Consider the following 17,672-nt stretch of genomic DNA (forward strand, 5'->3'; position numbering starts at 1 on the left):
ATGCTTTTTTTGGCTTCTATAAATATACTGAAAGCGTCATGACTATTAAAGTGAATACAATTAAAATTACAAAAAGCGGCATGATAAATTTTAGCCATTTATTAAATCCAACTTTTACTATTGCTAGTGAAGCTAAAATAAGACCTGTTGGGTTAATTAAGTAAAATAAGCCTAATCCAAATTGATAAGCATTTACTACAATTTCGCGTCCAACACCTACGGTATCTGCTAGTGGAGACATTATAGGCATGGTAAGTACTGCCATACCAGAAGAACTTGGTATAAAAAAAGAAAGACCTGCATAAATACCAGTCATAGCAGTAGCAAATAAACCTTTATTCATTCCTGTAGTTAAATCACTAGCATAATATAACATGGTATCACTAATTAGACCATCTGCCATAATTACGGTAATACCTCGTGCAATACCAATAATTAAAGCTACACCTAGTAAATCTCCAGCGCCTTTAACAAAAGTATCTACAAAAACAGATTCTTTTATATTGGCAATAAATCCTATAATTATAGCACCAACAAGAAAAGTTGCTGTCATTTCTACAAACCACCATTCTAAGAAAACAACGCCGTAAATCATAATAGCAAAACACATTGCAAACACAAATAAAGCCAAACGTAATCGTGTTGTAAAATGTATAACTTTAGCATTTGTATTACCAAATAATGCCGCAATTTGTTCTCTTTGATCGTATATAATAGATTTTGTAGGGTCTTTTTTTACACGGTTTGCATATCGAATTATATATATCAAACAAATTGTTAAACAAGCTGCTAACATAAAAACTCTTCCCCAAACACCTGTTGTCCAGCTTATTCCTGCTGCGTCACTTGCTATAATTGTACTAAAAGGATTTATAGTAGAGCACATTGTGCCTATAGACGAACCAATAAAAATACAAGCAACACCTACTAAAGCATCATATTTTGCTGCCAGAAAAACAGGAATTAAAATAGGGAAGAAGGCAATTGTTTCTTCGGCAAAGCCAAAGGTTGTACCACCAGCAGCTACTAGAGTTGTTACTAGAATAATTAAAATATATTCGTTCCCTTTTAATTTATTTGCTAACCATGAAATACCAGCATCAAAAGCACCTGTGCTATTAATTATACCTATTAATCCTCCAATAATTAAAACTAGAAAAATAATATCTGCAGCTTCAATTATACCTTTTACCGGCGATTTTATAAATTCTAACACACCTTGTGGTTGTGCTTCTAGTTTTTTGTATGTATTTGGTATGTTTATAGCTTTATAAATATCACCATTTGTAAATTTCTCTAAAGGAATTTTTATAGCTAATGCATCTAAAGTTTGCTGTGTAGCAGGTAAATTTAAAGTTTGTGTTGTACTTGTTTGAGTAAAGTTATTGCTGGCACTATTATATAATAAAGTATCATATTTACCAGCAGGAATAAACCATGTTAAAAGTGTTACAAGTCCTGCTATAATTAAAAGAATAGTTTGTGCTGTGGGAAATTTTATATTTTTCAAATGGAATATATTTTTGCAACACTAAAGATAGTGTTATTTTTATTCTGAAATACAAAACTAATAATGGACATTACAATACACAACAGTTGGCAACCTTATTTACAAGCTGAATTTAATAAGCCTTATTTTAAAAGTTTAATGAATTTTGTTGAAACTGAATACGAAGAAAACCAATGCTTTCCTCCTAAAAATTTAATATTTAATGCTTTTGAAAAATGCCATTTTAATGATTTAAAAGTTGTGATAATAGGTCAGGATCCATACCATAACTATAATCAAGCAAATGGTTTGTGTTTTAGTGTTAACAATGGTATTACGCATCCGCCATCGTTAATAAATATTTTTAAAGAAATTGAAAACGATTTACAAATACCATATCCAAAAAGTGGGAATCTTGAACGTTGGGCAGAACAAGGTGTTTTTTTACTAAACGCAACTTTAACAGTGCGCGCTCACGAAGCCGGAAGTCACCAAAAAGAAGGTTGGGAAACTTTTACAGATGCTGTTATTAAAACAATAAGCGATAAAAAAGAGCGTGTAATTTTCCTTCTTTGGGGTGGTTTTGCTAAAAAGAAATCTAAATTAATAGATGAGAGTAAACATCACATTTTAACATCTGGACATCCTTCGCCATTAAGTGCTAATCGAGGGTATTGGTTTGGTAATAAGCATTTTAGCAAGGTGAATTCAATTTTAAAAACACAAAATTTGCGTGAAGTTATATGGTCTTAATTTACAATAAATTGGTAAGCAGCATTTGCATTACTATTACTTATGGTAGATTTTATGTTTATAAATCCAAACTCATAAATGCCGCCATGTACAGTGAATTCTCCAGTATTAGCATTTAAGAAATTTAATCCTGCTAAATAATATGTCCCAGACTCTGCAAGTGTAATACTAAACTTATTTTTATATCCTGATCCATCAAAATAACTTATAACCTCTATATAATTTCCGTTTATTAAAGTTTCTCCATTAAAGTTTATAATACTATCTGTAGTTAATGGGATTTGAGAAATAGTACCAAATCCATTTAACTTATACAAGGCTAAATTGTAGTAATATCGTGATTGACCAACTTCAGCATAATCAAAATCGCTTAAAATTATGTTTTGGTTATTTATTGTTGTTTGTGCGTTACAAATATAAGTTTCTATAATAATGTTTTCATTTACATTAAATTCAGTTTGATTATTCTCTATTTGCACAATTGCGTTATTCTCGATAAGTATTTCTGGAGCAAAATAATCATCGTCACTAGAACAACATAAAGAGGCACAAAGCGAAATGGATACTAAAATAATAACTGAAGTAATTTTCATTAGTTTATTTTTTAGTAGACGCCAGAAATAAAAAAGGTTGCGTGTTTTTGGCTAGAGTTTTTCTACTAAATCTTCATATTTCCATTTTTCAGGAATTATATTTAAAGCAAGCAATTCGTCTTGAACTTTGTTTATTGTTGCTTTAGATATGTTTTCTTGAGACCATTCGGTTAAGGTTAGCCATTCTTGCACATCTTCTAATTCTTGCTCATAGCGGTTTGCTATCATGCGATCTATACTAGGAATATCTTTAAATTCTGATGTGGTATTATTTACAATATTTAATATGGTTTTTACATCATCTTTATTAGATTCTAAAAACTCTTCTCGTACAGCAACAACAAAACATGGCCATGGCGACGGACAGTTGTCTATGCGTCTAAAAACACCATTATCTACTAATGGTTTTGTGGTAAATTTTTCCCACATAAAATAGTCGGCTTTTCCATTAGTTAAGCCTTCAACTGCACCATCTAGGTTTTTAATGACTTCAAAATCTAAATCTTTTTCTAAATCCCAACCATTGTTTTGTGCATTAATGTAAGCCATTAAATGGGATCCAGAACCATAACGACTAATTGCAGCTTTTGTTCCTTTTAAATCTTCAAGAGTTTTATATTTAGAGTTTTGAGCGACATGAATTCCCCAAATAAGTGGTGTTTTAACAAATACTTGTACAATTTTAGATTTGTTACCGGCGATAATATCTTTTATAATGCCTTCGGTTAAAATTACTGCCATATCTATATCTCCATCACGCAGGCCTTTACACATAGCACCTGTGCCGCCAAAATAGTCTTTCCAACGTAGGTTTATATTTTCGTCTTTAAACTCACCGTTTTTTAAGCCTAAATACCAAGCAAGATTAAAATGTTCTGGAACACCTCCTATATTTATTTTTTTCATAATGTTTCCGTGAAAACGGTACTCTAAATTATTCTTATTTAAAAATAAGTTTTTTTCTTTTACCTTAAAAAGTAGTAATAGCGTTTGTTTTTAAGTGTTATTAAAATTAGTCTACTAACTTATTTAATGTGTAAGTTATTAAATTGTCTACAGTTGCTGTAGGATTTTCGCTAAATTCACCAGTTGCTCTATTGGCTATTATTGCATTCATGGATAGTGCTTTGTGGCCTAATAGTTTTGAAATACCATATATTCCTGCGGTTTCCATTTCTAAATTAGTAATAGATTTGCCTTTAAAATTAAAGCTAGCTAATTTATTATTTAATTGATTATCCTGAAGTGCTAATCGTAAAATTCTACCTTGAGGTCCATAAAAACCTACGTTAGTTGCTGTAAAACCAGTAACTGTTTTGTCTGAACTTAGTTTGTTTAATAAAGAATCATCACAACTCACTACATAAGGGTCTGATTTTGCTTTAAACCAATTAGTTTGTTCTATTAATGCTTGTGAAATATCTTTGTGTTGAAACGATTCGCTATCATAAAAATGAAGTAAACTATCAAAACCTGCTGCTAATTCACTAATTAAAAAAGCATCTACAGGAATGTCTTCTTTTATTGAGCCAGAAGTGCCAATACGTATTATGTTTAATGCGGTTAATTCTTGTTTTACTTCTCTAGTTTCTAAATTAATATTCACTAAAGCATCAAGCTCATTAAATACAATATCAATATTATCTGTACCAATTCCTGTAGAAATTACAGTAATGCGTTTGCCTTTATAGGTTCCTGTTTGAGTATGAAATTCTCTCTTATGTGTTTTAAACTCAATAGTATCAAAATGTTTTGTTACACTTGATACGCGATCTGGATCACCAACTGTAATTATGGTGTTAGATATATGTTCAGGTTTTAGATTTAAGTGATAAACACTACCATCTGGATTTAATATTAATTCTGAATCTTTAATTGGCATTCATTATATTTTTAATAAGTTTATTTTCTTTTTTATTAAATTGAAATTCACATTTATTAACACCTCCAAAAACAAAATTACAATCCATTTCGTTTCTAAAGTTTTTTAAATGCTCTAAGGCTAAATGCCCATTTCTATTTAATGTAAGGCTATCTTCGGTTTCGGTATAAAAAGCTTCAAGATTATTTACTAAACGCTTTATTTGTATATCTCCAAAACCATAATAACCTTGGTAATGTAGTGCATAACCAACTAAATGGTGTCGTGATTTAACTTTATGCTCTTTTGCTAATTTTAAAATATTATACTCTAATGTACTTAAACCACTTCTAGTATCTGGAAAACGTTTTAAATGTGCTTTTAAACATATACTTAAATATTTAAAATTTGAAGGCCTAACAATTAACGGTTTTAATAAGTTATGATCGCCTTCACAGTATATTCTCCAAGCTTTTTGTGCTAATGCAATATCATCTATAGTAAGTGAAACACGCTCATTATAATGTGTTTTTAATTGAGTTGGTGTTAATTGTGGTAATCCTTTTAACTCTTTTTCATTTTCAATTCTACCACTACAAACTAAACTTAAAGGTTTTCTAATATCCTTTTGCTTTAGTAAGCTAATGGCAGCTATTAAATTAATATGACAAAATAAATCGTACTCAAACCAAAGTACTATTTCATCAAATTCATTTACGGTATTTAAAACTTTTAATTCATCTCTTACTTTAGAAATATCGTATTTAAAATCGTAAATAGATTCTAGATAGGCTTTTCGGTTTTTAAAAAATGAATCGGTATCTATTATTTTTTCGGTTGGACCTTCGCATAACATCTCATGCCAGGTTACAATATTTCCTTCGTATTTTTCTTTTATAAGAAAATCTGTAAGGCTTGAGCCATTTGTAATGTGAAGTGTTTTTTTGCTCATATTATTAACCGCCAACACGTTTTACATTGAAGCCTTTTTCTTTAAGAATTGTCATGATTTTATCACGATAATCTCCTTGAATTATAATTTTATCATCTTTAAAACTTCCGCCAACGCTTAGTTTTTGTTTTAACTCTTTAGCTAAAGCTTTAAAATCTTCTGTAGCTCCAGTATAACCTTCTAATATGGTAATAGGTTTTCCTTTTCGTTTTTCGTATTTACAAATAATAGGATCGTCCTGCAACCAAAGACCTTGATCTTCTGTTGTAGGTTCTATATCTTTTTCTTCGTGTTCTGGAAAAAGGTTTTTTAATTGGTCTTTTAAGTCCATCTATTAATTATTAAGTATAAAGAAACAGTCTTCAGTAGTTTTATTTACTGAAGACTGTAGTACTTATAACTTATTTTTTAAGTCCTAGTTCAATAAGACGTTGGTCTAAAAATTCTCCTGCAGTAATATCTTCGTATTGCTTAGGGTTGTTTTCGTCTATACAACTATCTAATACATCTAATTTCATTTCACTAACTGGATGCATAAAAAACGGGATAGAGTAGCGGCTAGTTCCCCAAAGTTCTCTTGGCGGATTAATTACTCTATGTATTGTAGATTTTAATTTATTATTTGTGTGGCGAGATAACATATCTCCAACATTAATCATTAATTCATCTGGTTCTGCAATAGCATCAATCCACTCTCCATCATGGTTTTGTACTTGTAAACCACGACCTTGTGCACCCATTAACAAGGTAATTAAATTAATATCACCATGGGCAGCTGCACGTTCTGCAGCTTTTGGCTCTTCGGTAATTGGTGGATAGTGTATTGGTCTTAAAATAGAATTACCATTATGAATATGCTTATCAAAATAGGTTTCTTCTAAATCTAAATGTAAAGCTAAAGCACGTAAAACATATTTAGCTGTTTTTTCTAACATTTGGTATGTTTCTTTACCAACTTCATTAAAGGCAGGAATTTCTTTAACTTCTACATTATCAGGGTATTCTTTTGCGCGTTCTGGATCATCTTCTACGTATTGACCAAAGTGCCAAAACTCTTTTAAATCACCTTCTTTTTTTCCTTTTGCGCTCTCTTTTCCAAAAGAAACATAGCCACGTTGACCTCCAATTCCTGGAATCTCATAGCTTTGTTTAGTTTCTACAGGTAAAGAAAAAAAGTTTTTTATTTCAGAATATAATCTATCAACTAGTTTTTCATCTAAAAAATGCCCTTTTAAAGCAACAAAACCTATCTCTTGATAAGCTTTTCCTATTTCATCTATAAATTTTTGTTTTCTCTTTGGGTCATCAGAAAGAAAATCTTCTAAATCAACACTTGGGATACTTGTCATTTCTACTTTCGTTTTATAATCTTTTATATACAAATGTAAAGAAAAGTTACCATATTTAATAATTGATAATTATTATGATCAATAATTGATTTTTATGCAATAATGTTATATTTGATAAACTTTTTAGGATGCCTAACACACTTATGAAATCTAACATAAATTATAATAAAACAAAGTTATCTAACAAAACCAAGATTGCATTATATCAAGCCATGTTAAAACCTCGATTAATAGAGGAGAAAATGCTTATTTTACTTCGTCAAGGTAAAATTAGCAAATGGTTTTCTGGTATTGGTCAAGAAGCTATTTCTGTAGGTGTAACAATGGCTATGCATGCAGAAGAATATATTTTACCAATGCATAGAAACCTGGGTGTTTTTACAACTCGAGACATACCACTATACCGTTTATTTAGCCAATGGCAAGGAAAAGCAAACGGATTTACAAAAGGTCGAGATCGCTCATTTCATTTTGGAACGCAAGAGTTTAATATTGTAGGTATGATTTCTCACTTAGGACCTCAATTTGGCGTTGCAGATGGTATTGCATTAGCTAGTAAACTGAAAAATAAAAACCAAGTAACAGCGGTATTTACAGGTGAAGGCGGAACAAGTGAAGGAGATATACACGAAGCTTTAAATGTAGCATCTGTTTGGCAATTGCCTGTGCTTTTTTGTATTGAAAATAATGGATATGGGTTGTCAACACCTACCAAAGAACAGTATAATTGTGAGAATTTAGCAGATCGTGCTTTAGGTTATGGTATGGAATCTCATATTATAGATGGTAATAACATTTTAGAGGTGTTTACTAAAATTTCTAAAATAACAGAAAGTATAAGAAAAAAACCACGTCCTGTTTTAATAGAATTCAAAACTTTTAGAATGCGTGGTCATGAAGAGGCTAGTGGTACTAAATATGTGCCACAGGAGTTAATGGACCAATGGGCAAAAAAAGACCCAATAGATAATTATAAGTTACATCTTTTAGAAGAAGGTATTTTAACCGAAAAAGAAGACGCTATTTTTAAAGCTGAAATTAAGGCTGAAATAGATACACATTTAGACAGAACGAATGCTGAAGCAGCAATTGTTTCAACTGAAAGCAATGAATTAAATGATGTTTTTAAAAGTTTTGATTATCAAGATGTTAAAGAGAGTAAAAACACCGAAGAGTTACGCTTGATTGATGCGATACACGTAGGCTTAAAACAGTCTATGGAAAAGCATAACGACTTAGTCATTATGGGTCAAGATGTAGCAGAATATGGTGGTGTTTTTAAAATTACAGATGGCTTTGTAGAAGCATTTGGAAAAGACAGAGTACGTAATACTCCAATTTGCGAATCGGCAATAATTGAAACTGCAATGGGATTAAGCATAGCAGGAATAAAAAGCGTTGTAGAGCTACAGTTTAGTGATTTTGTAACATCTGGTTTTAATCCTGTTGTAAATTATTTAGCAAAATCACATTATCGCTGGAACCAAAATGCAGATGTTGTACTAAGAATGCCTTGTGGTGCAGGCGTAGCTGCAGGACCTTTTCATAGTCAAACAAACGAAGCTTGGTTTACTAAAACTCCAGGTTTAAAAGTTATATATCCTGCATTTCCAAAAGATGCAAAAGGCTTATTGGCAACAGCAATTAATGATCCAAATCCAGTATTGTTTTTTGAGCACAAAGCTTTATATAGAAGTATTCGTCAAGATGTACCAACAGACTATTTTACAATTCCGTTTGGTAAAGCAGCAACACTAAAACAAGGCGATGATATTACTGTAATTGCCTATGGTCAAGCCGTACATTGGACATTAAATACTTTAGATAAACACCAAGACATCTCTGCCGATGTTATTGATTTAAGATCTTTACAACCATTAGATACAGAAACTATTTATGCTTCAGCTAAAAAAACAGGACGCGTAATTATACTACAAGAAGATTCACTTTTTGGCAGTATTGCCAGTGATATTTCTGCACTAATTATGGAAAATTGTTTCGAACATTTAGATGCACCAGTAAAACGTGTTGCAAGTCTTGAAACACCTATTCCTTTTATAAATCAGCTAGAAGACCAATATTTATCTCGTGATAAGTTTGAAGCAGAATTATTAGCCTTATTAGAATATTAATAGTTAATGTTATTATATAAAAAAACCAGCGAACCCTAACTCGCTGGCTTTTTTTAATTAATCAAGCAATTTTAATGTGCGTAGCGTTTTACGCCATTCCATAGTGTTCCTTTAGTATTACTAAATTTAAAAACTTCTCTATTAACAAATAAACGTTCATCTGTAATACTGCTGGTTTTTCTTAATGTATTAATAATTGCTTTCATAATTGTTTGATTTTTTGATTGATGGTTGATTGTTGATTTTTTTCTATCTAAAACGTCTTCTAGTATTCCAAGTGTTACTTTTAGTTCCGTTTAATGTTGCCGATAATTGATTTGTGTTTAAAGTTCTCATGATGGTTAATTTTTTGATTGATGAATTTTAACTGATTGATTGATTGATTGATTGATTGATATTTTTTTATCTAAAACGTCTTCTAGTATTCCAAGTGTTACTTTTAGTCCCGTTTAATGTTGCTGATAATTGATTTGTGTTTAAAGTTCTCATAATAATTGGTTTTAAATTGATTGATAATTGTTTTGTTATACTATAAAGACGAAGCAATTTCAAAATTGTTACAGTACTTTGTAATACATAGTACTATTTTAACATAATTTAACATTTAGGCACTATTAAAATTGAGTAATTATAATAGGGAATATGTTAATAATAGCTTGGTTTAAGAATATTTTCACAGTAATTAATAAAAAATTAATATTTAGGTATGGTTTTTGGTTTATTTTTGACATATTACCAAATACCTATGAAAATTTATTTACTAACATTCTTTTTATTTTGCTCTATAATTGGTGTAAATGCCCAAATAGATAGCGAAAACAGATCTATTGCGATACCAGCAGAAAACGTAGATGATCCTTTAGAAGATGACGAAATTATTATTCAACCAGTAAAGAAGAATGACGAAAAACCCGAGAAAGAAGACGATATAAAAGAAACACTTTCTAAAGAAGAACAAATGAGTATCTCAAAAAGAAAGGAATTCTCTATGGTTCATGACGATAAATTAAGGGGTTCTGCTGAATTATATGGTAAGCAATTAAAAAATGCTTTACAATTAAGAGAAGATGAATATCGTGAAGAAGGTAGAAAAGTAAATCAATTTTTTGGTAAATACCTTACAAAATCTAAATACCAAGATGTTTTATTAAGAGATTTTGGTGCAGAAGATGGAGATTTGGTTAGAATTTGGGTAAACGGAACTATAGTAAATAGTAGAATTGTTTTATCTAATGCTAATAAAAACTTTACATTAACACTACAACCTGGAGAAAATGTAGTCGAATTTGAAGCATTAAACCAAGGAACATCTGGACCAAATACAGCAGGCTTTGCTGTTTTTGAGAAAACCACTGGAAATAAGCTGTTAAGTAGCCAATGGAACTTACTTACAGGTGTTCGCGGTACTTTTACAGTGGTGCTTTTACCACCAAATAGTGAAGACGAAAAGAATAAAGAATAGCAAACTTCAATATTTTTTTTATTTAACCAACTGAAAATCGTATTTTTACAAACATAATTAACAACTAAGTTAATTTTTAATACTCACAAAAAAGAAGAATGGCAAAGTCGCAACAGACATTTAACAAATTAGAAAAAGAAAAAAAGCGCTTAAAGAAAAGAGAAGATAAACGTAAGAAAATGGAGGCTAGAAAGGCCGCTAAGGAAGAAAATGGTACAGATGGAATACAATTTGCTTACGTAGATTTTAACGGTAATTTAGTAGATACGCCGCCAGATCCAGAAGATAAAATTAAAGTAAAAGCAGATAATATTATTTTAGGTGTACCTAAAAAAGAAGATTTGCCAGAAGTAGATCCAATTAGAAAAGGAAAAGTTTCATTTTACGATTCATCAAAAGGTTTTGGTTTTATCATAGATACCGAAGATCAAGAGAAATACTTTTGTCACGTTAGTGGTTTAATTGATGAAATCACAGAAAATGACAAAGTTCAATTTGAATTAGAAAAAGGCATGAAAGGTTTAAATGCCGTTCGTGTTAAAAAAATATAACGCCATAAAGCGTATGTTTAAAAAAAGCCTTGGTTTTTAACCAAGGCTTTTTTTTAAATATTACCTAAAGCTTCAAATAACTTAACTTTAGTTTTGTAAAACATGTTTTTTAGTTTTAAAGCTTTTAATTCTGCATCAATTAAACTTGACTCACGGTAGTTAATTAAAAAGACAGAGCTTTCTCCAAAGCTAAATTTTCTTTCTTCAGCATTAAGTAAAGTTTTATAATCTTTTACTACAGAGTCTATTAATTCTATTTGCGTTGTATAAGAATCAAGCTCTTTTTTTAGCGCTTCCACTTTATTTGTTATTGTAATACTAGTGTTTAATCGCTCAAACTTTGAAGCATCAATTTTTAGTTTTGTTAATTTTAAACTACCACGTTCTTTTCTTAAAAATAAAGGAAATGAGACGTTTAATCCTAATTTGTAATTGTTAGAACTATAACTATTACTTATGTCTGGGTTTTCAGTAATAAAATTATATTGTACATCTACTTTTGGTAAAAGCATATTTGCTTTTAGTTTAGCATCTACATTCAAACTTTTTATTTTATTATTTAAAGCATTTAATTTTGGATGGTTGTTTATTTCAAAATTAATATTTTGATTTAAACTTAAAACCTTATCTACAGTAGTTTCCTGTAATTGTACAGGTGTTACACTTGTATTTATTTCTAAAGGCACACCGGAATCTAACCACAGAAAATTAGAGACTTTTAGGGTGTTTTTTAAAAATTTAATATTTGATTGCTCTAGTGAAAGTTTTCTATTATTAATGTTTATGTTTGCTTCTAAACTATCTATTCCTGGCTTATCACCAGCTAAAACACTTTTTCTCACTCCATTATATCGTGTTTTAGCGTTTTCTAGAAAACGACTGTACATTTTCTGTTCATTATAAGTTTGAAGCCATTCAAAATAGGCTATTGAGGCTTCGTATAACACTTGGTTTACTGCTAAAGTTCTTTCTGCTTTATTTTGTTCTATAAAGTATTTGGCTTTTTTTAAAGTAGCCATTCTTTCGTTAATAATCAATCCTTGTCCTAGTGATGCCGATATTCCTGCAGAAAACAAACCATCATCTGGTACATTATTTTGAGGGTTTAAAAAGAGTCCGTCATTATTTTCAAAATTTGCTTTTAATTCTACGCCATACCAAGTAGGCACTTTAAATGTTGCGTTAAATAAGTTATAATATTCTTTGTTTTTAAAATCTTTTCGGTTGTAAATAGCTTCAATTTTTGGATCAAAACTTCCACGTGCTTTTAATAAATTGTATTCGCCTTCTTCAAGTTTTAAGTTTGCCTGCTTAACAATAGGGTGAAATTGTTTTACGTAACTTATATATTCTTCAAAACTTAATTCTAATTCATTAATACTTTGTGAAAAAGCATTAGTACATAATAAAATACATAATATTAATATATTTTTTTTCATGCTATTTTGTTTTGTCTCCATTGTTTTCTGGTTGGTAATAATTAGGCGGGAATCCGTTTAATTGTCTCCAGACTTCAAACCAAATAGGTACATCTTCTAATAAGCCAATTGCTCTAACACCAGAGCCAACTCTAATTGCAGATGGCCATTTGTAATCGTTTTCATCTGGAGCTAAAAGGATTCGAAATTTACCATTGCTGCTTATAAAATTTTCTATTGCTATTACTTTTGCGCCATAGGTACCGTAAGATACATTTGGCCAACCGCTAAATACTATTGCTGGCCAACCATCAAATTGAACTCTAAATGTTTCACCTATATGTACTAATGGTAAATCTATAGGATCTATATAGGTTTCTACAGCCAAATCGTAATTTGCAGGCATAATACCAACAATACGTTCGCCTTCTTTAAAACGTTCTCCAATCCCTGTTTTTAAAGCTTTATTAATATAACCATCTAGTGGTGCTTTTATATAGTACATAGCATTTCGTATCTCGTAATTGGTACGGTTGTTTTCTAATTTTGAAACTTGTACTTCTGCATCATATTGGTTAGATTCTGCTGTAAACTTATCGCTTTGTGCTTTAGATATTTTGTCTATATATGAGGCTTTTAAGCGGGTGATTTCTACTTGGGCATTTAATATTTCGTTTTTAGAGGCTAAAAATTTATTTTCTTGAGATATAAGTTTGGCTTGAGTTTCCTGAAGTTTTAATCGTTTTTGTTCAACATCTGTTAATGATTTTAATCCTTCTTTTTCTAAAATTTCTGCACGATTTAATTGTTTTTTTGCTATTTCAATATTTGTTTTAGCTGCTTCAAAATCTATACTATCGCTTTTCATTTTAAGCTTTGCTTGTAATAGTTTGTTTTCTGCTTGCTTAATTTTTAAAGTACGCTCTTTTGATAATGCTGAAATTTGATTGTTTAAAGCTTTTACTTTTAAACCATAACTTTCTACAGATGCTGTTTTAGAATTTATTTGCTGACCAGTAATTTTCACTAAATCTGGATTGAAATAATCGTTTTTAACTTCAGAAATAAATAGAATTGTATCGCCTTTTTTTACAAAATCACCTTCACGTACAAACCATTTTTCTATACGACCAGGAATTGGAGATTGTATGCTTTGTGGTCTTTGGTCTGGTGTAAGCGTTGTTACTGCACCATTGGCCGATATATTTTGTGTCCATGGTAATAACAAGATTATTATACAAAGTATAGCAAATGAAATTAATAGTCTATTAAAGTTTTTAAAATGCTTTTTACCAAAAGCTTTTTTATGAGACATATAGTTAGAAATGTCTACTTTTTCGTTTAATTTATTTGTAGATATATTTAGCATATTATTTCTTGTTAATTATTCTACCTTCATTTAATTCTATAACATTATTTGCTTTAGGTAACCAAATATTATTATGGCTTACCACTACCAGAGTCCAGTCGTGAGATGGTAAGGTTAAATATTGAATTATGTCTTGAGCTTCTTTTGCTTCAAATTGATCTAATGGTTCTTTTAGTAATAGTAGTTTTGGTTTTTTAACAACACTTCTTGCTAGCATAATTTTTTTAGAAATTGTAAAAGACATTCCTTTTCCTTCTGGATAAAGCATTGTTTTTAAGCCTAAGGGTAAGCTTTTCACATAATCTTTAAGGCCTAAGTTTTTTATTACATCATTTACTTGATCTAATGTTATAGTAGTATCACCAAAAGTGATGTTTTCTAACAAAGTACCTTCAAAAGGCATTTCTTGCGCGAGTGTTTGCCCAATAAATGATCTGTAAGAGTTTATATTAATTCCTAAAAGCGATTTGTTATTTATATAAATTTTACCGCTAGTTGGCTTAATTAAGCCTGCTATTAATTTTAAAAGAGTAGATTTTCCAGAACCATTTTGCCCTGTTATTAACAACGTTTGCTTAGGTTTAATTTCTAATGAAATATTGTCTAATATTTTATCTTCTCTATCTTGTACAGAGTATGAAATATCATCTAATTCTAAATGAAACTCATTATTAACTTTTAGTATTTCTCCTTCTTGTGATTCTAAAGGTTTATCTACTATTTTTCCTAACTTTTCTATAGAGGTTAAAACATCATAAATAGTTTCTAAGCCAAGAATTAGTTTTTCTACAGATGCAATTACTAGAAGTATTATAATTTCGGCAGCAACAAATTGTCCAATATTCATTTTTTGATTTAAAACTAAAAGGCCTCCAATAATTAACAATCCAGCAGTTACCAAAACCTTAAAACCTACCAATTGCATAAACTGAAGAATTAAAACATTAAAATGTTTTTCTCTCTCTTCTAGATAGTTAGTTACAAGTCTATCGTTTTTATGCATTGCTAAATTAGTTTTTCCAGAAAGTTTAAAACTTAGTATAGACCTGGCAACTTCTTGTAGCCAATGGGCAACTTTATATTTGCTATTAGACTCTTCTAAACTGGTTTCTAGTCCTTTTTGAGCGGTAAATTTAAATACAATGTAAACTAGTAATAACAGCAAGAAACCGTAAATAATAAAAAATGGATGGTAAAAGGATAGTAATATTAAACCGAAAATTATTTGCAATAATGCAGCGGGAAATTCTATTAAAATTTTTGAAAGTCCTTTTTGTATTGTTAATGTATCGAAAAATCTATTTGCTAATTCTGGTGCATAAGAACCATTTAAGCCTTTCATTGTCATTTTAGGAAAGCGATATGCAAACTCAAATGATGATCGCGTAAATATTTTTTGTTGTACATTTTCTATAATTCTAATTTGCATAAGCTGTAATACACCAACAAATACAACGCCTAAGGTTACTAAGCCAACTAAAACCATCCAAGATGTACTAATTTGAGCACTTTGTAAAAGGTTAATAATAGCTTGAATTCCTAGTGGTAATGATAAACTTACTATACCTGCAAAAATGGCATAAAAAAATATTTGTTTAATATCTTTTTTATCAAGTTTTAAAAGACCTATTAATCTTTGTGTAGTAGTTAATATTGTTTTTGCCATTAGTTCTGTTTTAAAATTTTAAAAACCAAATCGTTAAAAAATACAGTAGGAGCCAAGGTTTCACTACATTCTGTAATAGATTTAAAATGATCTTTTAGATAATGTTGGTGCATTGCACCATCAATTATTGTACTTGCAAGCGATTTTGGATATTTATATGATGAATTAACATCTATTATAAAATCTTTTAACCTGTTTACTAATCTTTTATATACTGAAAAATAGCCTTCTTTGTTTTCTTCATCAACTTCTTTTGTTAAATAAGATTTAGAGTATTCATTTATTACTATACGCTTTAAAATAATTTCGTCTATATGACCAAAAGCACTATCTATTGTAGTTGTTTGTGTAAGTACTTCTATTGCAGCTTTTAGTTTTAATTCTTTATCTGCTAAGCTATTTGTAGAAAGTACTAATTGGTATTCTAGCCAGGTCCAATACCAAGAAGTAAGGTAGAGTAAAAGCATGTGTTTGTTTTCAAAATACCTGTAAATTGAACTTTCGTTAGATCCAATTTTAACTCCTAATTTTTTAAAAGTGAATAAATCAAAACCAATTTCATCTATTAATAAAATGCTGTTTTTTATAATGCGTTTACCTAACGAAGAAGATTCTGGATCTTTTAAATAAATTTTCTCGTTAATACTAATTTTTATATTTGATAGTAAATATTTCATAACAATTTATTTAGTTGCAAATATAATAGTAATACTATTAATTTTGAAATCAGATTAACTATTAATTAACTTTTTTACTGTAAAATTAGGCTTTGAAGGTCTTAGAGCTTGGTAATTCGAAAATCTCCAATTCGAAAAAAGGAACTGCTGCAAGGAAATGGTCAAATAAATCAGACATTACATATTCGTAATTTTCCCAACGTTTATCCTTACTAAAAGCATAAACCTCTAATGGTACACCTTGAGTGGTAGGTTGTAATTGCCTAGCCATTAACAACATGTCTTTATTTATTGCAGAATGATTTTCTAAATAAGTTTGAATGTATTTTCTAAAAACACCAATATTGGTAAGGTTTCTTCCGTTTAACAATAAGGTTTTATCTACATTGTTTTCGGTGTTATATTTATCTAGTTTCTCTTGCATTCCTGCTAAATAACTAGAGATAAGCTGTACGTCTTTTAAACGCTCTACATCTTCGGGTGTTAAATATTTAATAGAATCCTGCTTAATCATTAAGTGTCTTTTAATACGTCTACCATCAGAATTTTTCATACCACGCCAGTTTTTAAACGAGTCTGAAATCATGGCATAGGTAGGAATTGTGGTAATTGTATTATCGAAATTTTGAACTTTTACAGTAGCCAAATTAATTTCAACAACATCACCATCGGCACCATATTTTTCGAAAGTTATCCAATCGCCAATACGCACCATATCGTTAATAGACACTTGTATACTTGCAACAAAACCAAGAATGGTATCTTTAAAAATAAGAAGTATTATAGCAGATGCTGCACCAAATCCAGTGATGAATTTAATTATTGAAAGGTTTGTAAACACAGCAATAGCTGCAAAAGCACCAACTATCCAAGCAAAAATCATGAATACTTGTATGTAACTATCTATTGGTTTGTCTCTTAAACTAGGTATGGTTTTTAAAAAATCTTCAATGGTATGTAAAACACTTCTAACAATCCATAACACCAGAATTATAAATGTAACCTGAAGTAATTTTCTAACAGGAGATTCTATATAGTCAAAATCTGCAAAAATTATAGGTAGCAGGTTTAAAGCTAATATTAACGGAAAAATATGTGCTACATTTCTAGGAACTTTATTGGCTAATAATAAATCATCAAAAGGAGATTTTGTATGCTCTGCAATACGAACAGAGGCTACGCGTAATGTTTTTGTGATAATTTTATCTACAAAATAAATAATACATAAAGCTATTATTAATAATGTAAACATATTAAGATATTTGGCTGCGGTTTCATTAAAACCAAAAACCTCATAGTAATCATAAAAAAAACAGGCAATTTGCTCTTGCATAGTCTATTAAAATTTTTAACAAAATTAAAGAGATTTAATTTGTCTTAGCTAAATTAACCTATAAAAA

The 17,672-nt window shown here is 29.9% G+C and carries 17 protein-coding genes; 4 read left to right on the plus strand and 13 right to left on the minus strand.

The window, feature by feature from the left end:
* Positions 1-16: 16 nt before the first annotated feature.
* Positions 17-1,510, minus strand: a complete 1,494-nt coding sequence (locus tag BM549_RS00425; RefSeq protein WP_290468445.1) for a YfcC family protein — start codon at positions 1,508-1,510, stop codon at positions 17-19.
* Positions 1,511-1,573: 63 nt separating this feature from the next.
* Here BM549_RS00425 and BM549_RS00430 point away from each other — a divergent pair, with 63 nt between their 5' ends.
* A complete protein-coding gene (locus tag BM549_RS00430; RefSeq protein ID WP_290468446.1) occupies positions 1,574-2,242 on the plus strand; it encodes a uracil-DNA glycosylase in 669 nt (222 codons plus the stop codon).
* Here BM549_RS00430 and BM549_RS00435 read toward each other — a convergent pair.
* The 6 genes from BM549_RS00435 to BM549_RS00460 all read right to left on the minus strand — a co-directional run bounded on the left by BM549_RS00435 (position 2,239) and on the right by BM549_RS00460 (position 6,997).
* On the minus strand, positions 2,239-2,835 hold the full coding sequence (locus tag BM549_RS00435; RefSeq protein ID WP_290468447.1) for a hypothetical protein: 597 nt from the start codon (positions 2,833-2,835) through the stop codon (positions 2,239-2,241). The genes BM549_RS00430 and BM549_RS00435 overlap by 4 nt on opposite strands.
* 51 nt (positions 2,836-2,886) lie before the next feature.
* A complete protein-coding gene (locus BM549_RS00440; RefSeq protein ID WP_290468448.1) occupies positions 2,887-3,741 on the minus strand; it encodes a substrate-binding domain-containing protein in 855 nt (284 codons plus the stop codon).
* A 106-nt stretch (positions 3,742-3,847) separates the two neighbouring features.
* A complete protein-coding gene (locus BM549_RS00445) occupies positions 3,848-4,717 on the minus strand; it encodes a nucleoside phosphorylase (RefSeq protein ID WP_290468449.1) in 870 nt (289 codons plus the stop codon).
* Complete coding sequence (locus BM549_RS00450; RefSeq protein WP_290468450.1) at positions 4,707-5,648, minus strand: DUF1835 domain-containing protein; 942 nt, start codon at positions 5,646-5,648, stop codon at positions 4,707-4,709. Before BM549_RS00450 ends, BM549_RS00445 begins: the two co-directional genes overlap by 11 nt.
* A 4-nt stretch (positions 5,649-5,652) precedes the next feature.
* Positions 5,653-5,979, minus strand: coding sequence for a translation initiation factor (locus BM549_RS00455; RefSeq protein WP_013871161.1), 327 nt, complete (start codon positions 5,977-5,979; stop codon positions 5,653-5,655).
* A gap of 70 nt (positions 5,980-6,049) precedes the next feature.
* Positions 6,050-6,997 (minus strand): 2-oxoglutarate and iron-dependent oxygenase domain-containing protein, encoded by a 948-nt coding sequence (locus tag BM549_RS00460; protein ID WP_290468451.1) that lies wholly within the window; start codon positions 6,995-6,997, stop codon positions 6,050-6,052.
* 143 nt (positions 6,998-7,140) lie between these two features.
* Between BM549_RS00460 and BM549_RS00465 the strand changes: the two genes are divergently transcribed.
* A complete protein-coding gene (locus BM549_RS00465; protein ID WP_290468452.1) occupies positions 7,141-9,129 on the plus strand; it encodes a dehydrogenase E1 component subunit alpha/beta in 1,989 nt (662 codons plus the stop codon).
* Between the two features lie 71 nt (positions 9,130-9,200).
* Here BM549_RS00465 and BM549_RS00470 read toward each other — a convergent pair whose 3' ends face one another.
* The gene (locus BM549_RS00470) at positions 9,201-9,335 is read right to left on the minus strand and encodes a hypothetical protein (protein WP_013871158.1); all 135 of its coding nucleotides are present in this window, start codon (positions 9,333-9,335) and stop codon (positions 9,201-9,203) included.
* Positions 9,336-9,874: 539 nt separating this feature from the next.
* Here BM549_RS00470 and BM549_RS00475 point away from each other — a divergent pair.
* Both BM549_RS00475 and BM549_RS00480 read left to right on the plus strand, forming a co-directional pair.
* Positions 9,875-10,591 (plus strand): hypothetical protein, encoded by a 717-nt coding sequence (locus BM549_RS00475; RefSeq protein ID WP_290468453.1) that lies wholly within the window; start codon positions 9,875-9,877, stop codon positions 10,589-10,591.
* Between the two features lie 98 nt (positions 10,592-10,689).
* Positions 10,690-11,142, plus strand: a complete 453-nt coding sequence (locus tag BM549_RS00480; protein WP_013871156.1) for a cold-shock protein — start codon at positions 10,690-10,692, stop codon at positions 11,140-11,142.
* 53 nt (positions 11,143-11,195) lie between these two features.
* On the opposite strand, the gene BM549_RS00485 is transcribed toward BM549_RS00480, so the two are convergent.
* From BM549_RS00485 to BM549_RS00505, 5 genes are all read right to left on the minus strand, one after another.
* Positions 11,196-12,581, minus strand: coding sequence for a TolC family protein (locus BM549_RS00485; RefSeq protein ID WP_290468454.1), 1,386 nt, complete (start codon positions 12,579-12,581; stop codon positions 11,196-11,198).
* Position 12,582: 1 nt separating this feature from the next.
* Positions 12,583-13,929 carry an HlyD family secretion protein gene (locus BM549_RS00490; protein WP_290468455.1) on the minus strand — a complete coding sequence of 449 codons (1,347 nt, stop codon included), beginning with the start codon at positions 13,927-13,929 and terminating at the stop codon, positions 12,583-12,585.
* Between the two features lies 1 nt (position 13,930).
* A complete protein-coding gene (locus BM549_RS00495) occupies positions 13,931-15,595 on the minus strand; it encodes a peptidase domain-containing ABC transporter (RefSeq protein WP_290468456.1) in 1,665 nt (554 codons plus the stop codon).
* Positions 15,595-16,272, minus strand: coding sequence for a TetR/AcrR family transcriptional regulator (locus BM549_RS00500; protein ID WP_013871152.1), 678 nt, complete (start codon positions 16,270-16,272; stop codon positions 15,595-15,597). Before BM549_RS00500 ends, BM549_RS00495 begins: the two co-directional genes overlap by 1 nt.
* A gap of 85 nt (positions 16,273-16,357) precedes the next feature.
* Positions 16,358-17,605, minus strand: coding sequence for a mechanosensitive ion channel domain-containing protein (locus BM549_RS00505; RefSeq protein ID WP_290468457.1), 1,248 nt, complete (start codon positions 17,603-17,605; stop codon positions 16,358-16,360).
* Positions 17,606-17,672: the final 67 nt, after the last annotated feature.

This window comes from Lacinutrix sp. MedPE-SW (assembly GCF_001874145.1).
Classification (GTDB): Bacteria; Bacteroidota; Bacteroidia; order Flavobacteriales; family Flavobacteriaceae; genus Lacinutrix.

Coding starts and splice junctions, on each gene's coding strand:
- BM549_RS00450 (WP_290468450.1), bottom strand. CDS start 5,648: ATGAGCAAAAAAACACTTCACATTACAAATGGCTCAAGCCTTACAGAT.
- BM549_RS00490 (WP_290468455.1), bottom strand. CDS start 13,929: ATGCTAAATATATCTACAAATAAATTAAACGAAAAAGTAGACATTTCT.
- BM549_RS00475 (WP_290468453.1), top strand. CDS start 9,875: ATGAAAATTTATTTACTAACATTCTTTTTATTTTGCTCTATAATTGGT.
- BM549_RS00455 (WP_013871161.1), bottom strand. CDS start 5,979: ATGGACTTAAAAGACCAATTAAAAAACCTTTTTCCAGAACACGAAGAA.
- BM549_RS00440 (WP_290468448.1), bottom strand. CDS start 3,741: ATGAAAAAAATAAATATAGGAGGTGTTCCAGAACATTTTAATCTTGCT.
- BM549_RS00445 (WP_290468449.1), bottom strand. CDS start 4,717: ATGCCAATTAAAGATTCAGAATTAATATTAAATCCAGATGGTAGTGTT.
- BM549_RS00470 (WP_013871158.1), bottom strand. CDS start 9,335: ATGAAAGCAATTATTAATACATTAAGAAAAACCAGCAGTATTACAGAT.
- BM549_RS00460 (WP_290468451.1), bottom strand. CDS start 6,997: ATGACAAGTATCCCAAGTGTTGATTTAGAAGATTTTCTTTCTGATGAC.
- BM549_RS00435 (WP_290468447.1), bottom strand. CDS start 2,835: ATGAAAATTACTTCAGTTATTATTTTAGTATCCATTTCGCTTTGTGCC.
- BM549_RS00465 (WP_290468452.1), top strand. CDS start 7,141: ATGAAATCTAACATAAATTATAATAAAACAAAGTTATCTAACAAAACC.
- BM549_RS00430 (WP_290468446.1), top strand. CDS start 1,574: ATGGACATTACAATACACAACAGTTGGCAACCTTATTTACAAGCTGAA.
- BM549_RS00500 (WP_013871152.1), bottom strand. CDS start 16,272: ATGAAATATTTACTATCAAATATAAAAATTAGTATTAACGAGAAAATT.
- BM549_RS00505 (WP_290468457.1), bottom strand. CDS start 17,605: ATGCAAGAGCAAATTGCCTGTTTTTTTTATGATTACTATGAGGTTTTT.
- BM549_RS00495 (WP_290468456.1), bottom strand. CDS start 15,595: ATGGCAAAAACAATATTAACTACTACACAAAGATTAATAGGTCTTTTA.
- BM549_RS00485 (WP_290468454.1), bottom strand. CDS start 12,581: ATGAAAAAAAATATATTAATATTATGTATTTTATTATGTACTAATGCT.
- BM549_RS00480 (WP_013871156.1), top strand. CDS start 10,690: ATGGCAAAGTCGCAACAGACATTTAACAAATTAGAAAAAGAAAAAAAG.